Here is a 1754-nt window from a genome sequence, read left to right on the forward strand (position 1 = left end):
TTTGTTCTAACTTTTCTATAAAATAAAGCAACCATTCATGGTAAGCTTTGATATAGGCTGTGATAAAATGCGTTTTATTTTGTATATGAAGTTTTAATACATCAGCAATCATTTTTCCACGATAAGCAAAGGCTCCTCTTAAAACTTCATCCTGTATAAACTCATCTTCATCTAAAGAGTGATTGAAATTTTCTATATTTTGATAAACTTTTTCTAAAAATTCCAAAGGTAAAATAAAATCTTTACTGAGTATATTTTCTAAAATTTGTTTTAAAGCTAAAGCATCATTTAAAAATCTTTTAGCATTATCTTGATCTTTTTGTATTTTTTCTTTGAATTTAACTAGGAGTTTATCACTTCTATTTTTAGTTAAACTTTTTGGAAGTTCAAATTTAGGTTTTTCTTTTGTAAGGAGTTTTTCACAACATTCTTTAAAGGAAAGTTCTTCAGCAAAATTAATTCTTGCTCCACCTTCAGTAGCATTGTAAAATTTAGCCTTTTGATCATTGCAAGCAAAAAGATATTCAAGTTTTATGCGATAATCATTCCAAGTTATATGAGTTAAAACTTCACCTTTACCTGCATAGGCGGGGACTTTAAGTTTGTCTATATTTTCTTCACCGCTAAATTTCTCCCCAAAATCAAAACCTTTTGAGTGTGAATTTCCTTCTTCATCAAAGGCTAAATCTTGTCCTATCATGATGATATTTTTAAATCCTAAAGCTAAAGCTAAAGTATAAGAAAAATGACTTACATGAGTACCTGTATCAATATAGCCAAAGTCATTAAGATTGAAGCGTTGGTATAAAGCTTTATTTCTTAAAATAATCATACAATTTTCAGCCTTTAAACTACGCACGACATTAGGATGTGTGGCACACTCAAGAGCGATAATGCTTTGTTTTAAATTTTCTTTATTTTGAAAAAATTTCATTGCTAGATCAGTAAAATCTAAATTCGTAACATAATCAGGCACTATGCCTTTTTTCTCAAGCATACTCAAAGCCCCATCAGCACAAAAAATCACTGCTTTATCTTGATAAGCTTTAAGTAAAGGAAGTTGTTTAGCTAAACTAGGTCCTGCAGAAACTACTATAGCATTTTCGAATTTGTTTTTTCTTTCACTTAAGATTCTTTGAAAAGGAATGCTTTCAAGCATGGAAGGGATGTTTTGAATCATATATTCATGAGTCAATAAAGGTAAAATGCAAGAAATTTCTGCATTTCTTATTGCTACACTTGCACTTTTAATGCAAAGTTCATTTAGAGATAAAATAGAAGCTTCATAGTATTTAAGATAATAATGCGAACTGAAAAACATTTCATATAAACTTAAATACTCTAAAATACTTTGCTGATCAAAAAACATAGCAATATGAATTTCCACATCCTTTGCTACTGCATCAAACAATATCACTTGATAAGTTTTTAGCTCTACACTCAAATCCAGTGTACTTAAAGCTAGGATAAAAAGTTCTATTTCGCTTTCAAATACAAACAGATGTTTATAGTGTTTAGCTAAATTTTTAATCAGTAAAGCATTGCCTATACCATAAATACATACAAAAGGATATCTAGGAGTTTTTTCTAAAATACTTTGATAGAAAAAATTTAATTCTTCTTCTAAATTTTCATACATAAAAACATTATGAGTTTTATCATAGATATTTAAATTTTCATCTATATTAAAACGAGAACAAGTTTTATTTTGTATGAAATTTAAAAGTTTATTTCCTAAGGGTTCATTTACCCCA

At 28.2% G+C, this 1754-nt stretch carries 1 protein-coding gene; it reads right to left on the minus strand.

Annotated features, from left to right (window positions below; all coding sequences use genetic code 11):
* The coding region (locus tag AJN70_RS05635) for a motility associated factor glycosyltransferase family protein (protein WP_070295584.1) at positions 1 to 1754 on the minus strand (1754 nt) is incomplete at both ends.

The sequence above is a fragment of the Campylobacter sp. BCW_4341 genome (genome assembly GCF_001764255.1).
GTDB classification, from domain to species: Bacteria; Campylobacterota; Campylobacteria; order Campylobacterales; family Campylobacteraceae; genus Campylobacter_D; species Campylobacter_D jejuni.